The organism is Micromonospora solifontis (genome assembly GCF_003725545.1).
Taxonomy (GTDB): domain Bacteria; phylum Actinomycetota; class Actinomycetes; order Mycobacteriales; family Micromonosporaceae; genus Micromonospora; species Micromonospora solifontis.
Window position 1 is genome coordinate 1 of record NZ_RJLN01000161.1, and the last position, 5,193, is coordinate 5,193.

Annotated in this window: 7 protein-coding genes and 1 tRNA gene; 3 read left to right on the forward strand and 5 right to left on the reverse strand. The window is 73.7% G+C overall.

Annotated elements, in window-relative coordinates; genetic code table 11:
- Nucleotides 1–197 precede the first annotated feature (197 nt).
- From EFE23_RS27350 to EFE23_RS27365, 4 genes are read right to left on the reverse strand one after another with little or no spacing between them, the layout of a single operon-like run.
- Nucleotides 198–968, reverse strand: coding sequence for an energy-coupling factor ABC transporter ATP-binding protein (locus EFE23_RS27350; protein WP_123243752.1), 771 nt, complete (start codon nucleotides 966–968; stop codon nucleotides 198–200).
- Nucleotides 965–1,735, reverse strand: coding sequence for a cobalt ECF transporter T component CbiQ (cbiQ, locus tag EFE23_RS27355; RefSeq protein WP_123243753.1), 771 nt, complete (start codon nucleotides 1,733–1,735; stop codon nucleotides 965–967). Before cbiQ ends, EFE23_RS27350 begins: the two co-directional genes overlap by 4 nt.
- Before the next feature lie 15 nt (nucleotides 1,736–1,750).
- Nucleotides 1,751–2,170, reverse strand: a complete 420-nt coding sequence (locus EFE23_RS27360; protein WP_123243754.1) for a PDGLE domain-containing protein — start codon at nucleotides 2,168–2,170, stop codon at nucleotides 1,751–1,753.
- On the reverse strand, nucleotides 2,167–2,889 hold the full coding sequence (locus EFE23_RS27365) for an energy-coupling factor ABC transporter permease (protein ID WP_123243755.1): 723 nt from the start codon (nucleotides 2,887–2,889) through the stop codon (nucleotides 2,167–2,169). The genes EFE23_RS27360 and EFE23_RS27365 overlap by 4 nt, the downstream gene beginning before the upstream one ends.
- 122 nt (nucleotides 2,890–3,011) lie before the next feature.
- Here EFE23_RS27365 and bcp point away from each other — a divergent pair, with 122 nt between their 5' ends.
- The 3 genes from bcp (at nucleotide 3,012) to EFE23_RS27380 (ending at nucleotide 4,336) form a co-directional block, all read left to right on the forward strand.
- Entirely contained in the window at nucleotides 3,012–3,482 is a 471-nt protein-coding gene (bcp, locus tag EFE23_RS27370) for a thioredoxin-dependent thiol peroxidase (RefSeq protein ID WP_123243756.1), read from the forward strand.
- Between the two features lie 173 nt (nucleotides 3,483–3,655).
- Nucleotides 3,656–3,742, forward strand: a tRNA-Leu gene (locus EFE23_RS27375).
- Between the two features lie 63 nt (nucleotides 3,743–3,805).
- On the forward strand, nucleotides 3,806–4,336 hold the full coding sequence (locus tag EFE23_RS27380) for a GNAT family N-acetyltransferase (protein ID WP_123243757.1): 531 nt from the start codon (nucleotides 3,806–3,808) through the stop codon (nucleotides 4,334–4,336).
- A gap of 43 nt (nucleotides 4,337–4,379) precedes the next feature.
- Here EFE23_RS27380 and EFE23_RS27385 read toward each other — a convergent pair.
- Nucleotides 4,380–5,193, reverse strand: an 814-nt coding sequence (locus EFE23_RS27385; protein WP_123243758.1) for an expansin EXLX1 family cellulose-binding protein, incomplete at its 5' end; no start/stop codon positions are given.

The window sequence follows — 5,193 nt, forward strand, 5'->3', positions numbered from 1 at the left end:
CTCGCGCGAGCCCGGCGCTCGGCGCTCGGCGCTCGGCGCTCGGCGCTCGGCGCTCGGCGCATGATCATGCTCAATCATGGATGTAGGGCCCTCCGCATGACACGAAGGCCACTACATCCAGGATCGAGCACGATCTTGGCGAGGCAGGCGAGGCAGGCGGGGCACCAGCGCCGCCCGCCGGGCGGGCGCACGGGGTGTCAGGGGCGGGTGGCGGCGCGGGGGTCGAAGGCGTACGGCAGTTCGAGGCGGTGCCGCGCCAGCAGCTCGTCGTCGGTGAGGATGTCCAGGGTGGGGGCGTCGGCGACGATCCGGCCGGCGTCGAGGATCACCGAACGGGTGCAGAGTTCCGCCGCGTACGGCAGGTCGTGGGTGACCATCAGCAGGGTCACCGCGAGCCCGCGCAGGATCTCCGCCAACTCCCGACGGGCGGCCGGGTCCAGGTTCGACGACGGCTCGTCGAGGACGAGGATCTCCGGGTGCATGGCGAGCACGGTGGCCACCGCCACCCGGCGACGCTGGCCGAAGGAGAGGTGGTGCGGCGCCCGGTCCCGGTGCTCGCTCATCCCCACCGCGGCGAGGGCCTCGTCGACCCGCGCGGCCAGCTCCGCTCCACGCAGCCCCAGGTTCGCCGGGCCGAACGCGACGTCCTCGGCGACCGTGGGCAGGAAGAGCTGGTCGTCGGGATCCTGGAAGACGATGCCCACCCGGCGGCGGACCTCGGCGAGGGTGTCCCGGTCCCGGCTCACCGTCAGGCCCCCGACGCTGACCGTCCCCTCGGTCGGCGTGAGGATGCCGTTCAGGTGCAGCACCAGGGTGGTCTTGCCGGCGCCGTTCGGCCCGAGCAGCGCCACCCGGTCGCCGCGCGGCACGGTGAGGTCCACGCCGTGCAGGGCGACGTGACCGTCGGGGTACGCGTACCGGACGCCACGGACGTCCAGGGAGGGCGGCTGCTCCACGGACCCGATCATGTCAGCACGACCGCGACGGCGGCGATGCAGACCGCGATCGCCGGCACGGTCGCGGCGGCCGCCCACTGGCCGGCGGTGGCCGCGTCCGCGCCCTGCCAGACCGCCGGCATCCGGCCGGTGTAGCCGCGCGACACCATGGCCAGGTAGACCCGCTCGCCGCGCTCGAAGGCCCGCAGGAAGAGCGCGCCCACCCCGGCCGCGAAGCCGCGCAGCTGCCAGAGGAACCGCGGGTCGTCACCGCGGGACACCCGGGCCACCCGCATCCGCCGGGCCTCGCCGACCAGCACGTCCAGGTAGCGCAGCATGAAGGTGGCGATCTGGGTGAGCACCTGCGGGCAGCGCAACCGGTCCAGGCCGACGATCAGGTCACGGGTCGTCGTGGTCGCCGCCAGCAGGAGCGACGCGAGTACGCCGAGGGTGCCCTTGGCCAGGATGTTCCACGCGCCGTGCAGGCCGTCCACGGAGAGGCTCAGCCCGGCCACCGTGACCCGTTCCCCGGTGCCGAGGAACGGCAGCGCGAACGCGAACAGCACGAACGGCAGCTCGATCAGCGCCCGGCTGAGCAGCCAGCGCGGGCCGACGCGGGCCAGCGCGGCGACGGCGGCGACCAGCACGGCGTACCCGCCGAAGGCCCAGTACGCCTCCCGCGGCGTGGCGACCACCGCGACGGTGAACAGCACCATCGCGGTGATCTTCACCTCGGGCGGGAGGCGGTGCACCGCGGAGGTGGACTCCCGGTAGAGGACGTGCGCGTGCCCGGCACCCATCGGTGGCGTACCCCCTCAGCCGGCGCTGCCGGCGCGCGACGCCGGCCGGTCTGTCCCGGCGGGCCCGCCACCCGGCGCGGCGCTCGCGCCGGCGGGAGCCGGGCCGCGGCGACGGGCCAGCCAGAACAGGCCGCCGCCGAGGGCGAAGGTGAGCAGCACGCCAAGGACGCCGGAGAGGCCGGTGGAGAGGAAGCCGTTGCTGATCCCCCGGACGCCGTAGTCGGCGAGCGGGCTGTCGGACAACTCGTGCCGCTGCGACTTCTGCGCCGGGCAGCTACCGCCGGTGATCTCCCCCTCGGCGTTCACCGTGCAGCCCTTGAGCAGGGACGAGTCCAGCCCGTCCGGGTGCGCGGAGGCGTAGTTGCTGACCACGCCGGCGAGCAGCAGGGCGATCAGCAGGCCGCCGAGGACGAACGGCCAGGAACGCCTGCTCATCGGGCACCTCCGGCGACCGGGACGGTGGGGGCGGCCGGCGCGACCGGACGGCGGGCGCGCAGCGCGTACACCAGATCGGGGCGGACCTTCGCGACGGTGACCACGGTGGTCGCGGTGATCAGGCCCTCGCCGATGCCGATCAGCAGGTGCACGCCGGCCATCGTGCCGGCCAGCCCGGCCAGGTTGCCGCCCAGGTCGGTGGTGCCGCCCAGCCAGTACTCCAGCACGAAGCCCTGACTGGCGACGACCACGCTGACCAGCGCGGAGACGAAGGCGGTGATCGCGAGGCCGGCATTGGTGCGGGGCAGCACCCGCAGCAGCAGCGCGATCAGCAGGTACCCGGCGGCGGTGCCGATGATCGCCATGTTGGTGATGTTGAGGCCCAGCATGGCCACCCCGCCGTCGCCGAAGACCAGGGCCTGCACGATCAGGACCACGGCGACGCAGAGCGCCCCGACCCACGGGCCGACCAGCAGGGCGGCGAGCACGCCGCCGAGCAGGTGGCCGCTGACGCCGGCGGTGAAGATCGGGAAGTTGAGCATCTGCACGGCGAAGATGAACGCGGCCACCAGGCCGGCCATCGGGGCCAGCCGGTCGTCGAGGTCGCGGCGCCCGCGCAGCACGCAGAAGGTGAGTACGGCGAGCGCGAGCGCCCCGAAGATCGCGGCGACGGGACCGTCGATGATCCCGTTCGAGATGTGCATCGCCAGGTTTTCCACCCGCCGAGCTTATTTGTGGCGGACCGTTGTTGCCAATACCTTGCAACAAGCCATGGTGATCATCACGCCGACCGCGCGCCGTCACCCGCCCGGGCCGCCCCGGCGGCGGTATCGTCTCCGCCATGACCGACCGCCTCAACCCCGGCGATCCCGCCCCCGAGTTCACCCTCCCCACCGACAGCGGCGGGACGCTCTCCCTGGCCGACCTGCGCGGCCGCAAGGTCATCCTGTACGCGTACCCGGCCGCCATGACGCCCGGCTGCACCAAGCAGGCCTGCGACTTCCGGGACTCGCTCGCCTCGCTCCAGGCCGCCGGCTACGAGGTGGTGGGCATCTCGCCGGACAAGCCGGATAAGCTGGCCAAGTTCCGCGACCGGGACGCCATCACCTTCCCGCTGGTCGCCGACACCGACAAGGCCGTGCTCACCGCCTACGGCGCGTACGGCGAGAAGCAGATGTACGGCCGGACCGTCACCGGCGTGATCCGCTCCACCTTCGTCATCGACGCCGACGGCAAGATCGAGCGGGCGCTCTACAACGTCAAGGCCACCGGCCACGTCGCCAAGCTGCGCCGCGACCTCGGGCTCGACTGATTAGTCGACCCCGGGTTTCAGTCGACCCCGGGTTGCGGCATGTCGCGCCTTCCGGTCGCCGAATCGCCGCGACATGCCGCAACCCGCCAGCCGGGGCCGCCACCGGGGCGGTCGATCTGCGCCGGGGCGGACTGCAGACCGCTTCGGCGCGACACTCTAGACTCAGCGAGTCCGCGGGAGTGGCGTAACAGGCAGGCGCGATAGGTTTAGGTCCTATTGTCCGAAAGGACGTGGGGGTTCGACTCCCCTCTCCCGCACCAAGAGCAGTGTCGTGAGGATCACCAAAGCGGGTTCACGCCACGCCACTCCCGCAGGATGGCGGCGTGGACCTGCGCTTCGTTCTCGACCCCGAGCTGACCCCGGCCCTGCGTGAGCAGCTCGTCGACCTCTGGGTGGACGCCACCAACGCCGGGGGCGCGGTCGGCTTCGTCGCCCCGGTCACCGCGGCCGAGGTGCAGCCGGTCGCCGAGCGGACCTTCGCCGACGTCACCGACGGCCCGGACCGGCTGCTGGTCGGCTACGCGGGCGAGCGACCGGTGGCGGTGCTCGTCCTCGCCGACAACCGGTTCCACCTGAAGAACCACTGGGGAATCCTCAAGCGGGTCATGGTCCACCCGGACACCCAGGGCCGGGGGTACGGCCTCGATCTGATGCGGGAGGCGGCGCGGCGCGCGCCGGAGCTGGGCTGGTCGGCGCTGCACGTCACGCTCCGCGGTGGGCAGGGGCTGGAGAAGTTCTACGGCCGTCTCGGCTACCGCGAGGTGGGACGGCTGCCGGCGGCGCTGCGGGTCGGCCCGGGCGACGACCGGGACGAGGTCCTCATGTGGCTCGACCTGGCGGACGCGGCGGCCTGACCCGTCGACGGCCGCCACCGCACACGGGCGGCGGCCGGCGCGGTCAGCCGCAGCCGGCGCGTACCGGTTCGGTGGGGGCGGCCGCGACCTCCGCGTCCAGCACGGTGGGGCTGGCGGCCGGGGCGGTCGACGGGCCGGCGGTGGTGGACGGCCGAGGGCTGGGCCGGGCGGACGGCGTGCGGGTGGGCGCCGCCGACCGGGTCGCGGTGGCGCTGCCGCCGTACATCCGGACGGTGCTGTGCTGCGTCCGGCCCGGGAGCAGGCGGATGCCGTTGGCGGTGACGCGGTGGCCGTACACGTCGGTGACCCGGATGGTGTACGGGCCGGGTCCGGCGCCGGAGTCGATGAGCCAGTAGTTGTAGTCCTGCCGGGCCGCGGTGCGCCAGGCGCCGCCCTGGCGTACCTCGACGGCGCGGAGCGGGTTGCCGTGGTCGCCGACGAGGACGGCGAACCACCACTGTGACGAGCCTTCCTTCATCCGGAAGGTGAGCGGGCCGGGCAGCGGCGGGTCGACCACCGCCCGGTAGCTCACCTTCACGATGCCCTGCACCGGGTCGGCGATCCGGGCGAACGCCTCGGCGGAGAGGTCGAGGTGGCCGGGTTCGCACTCGGGGCACTGGTCCATGACGAGGACCCGCACGGTGCCCTTCGGGCCGGTGACGTCGAGGAAGCCGCCGCAGGCCGCGCCGGCCGCGTACTCGTCGGGGCCGAGGGCGACGTAGAACCGGTTGGCGGGCGGGCCGGGGCGGGAGCAGTTGCCGCCGCCACTCCCGGCGTCGTAGAAGGTGGCCCGGCCGGTGTGCGGGGTGCCGCCGAGCGGCGGGCCGGCGAGCACGCCGGGCCGGGTCCGGGGCGGG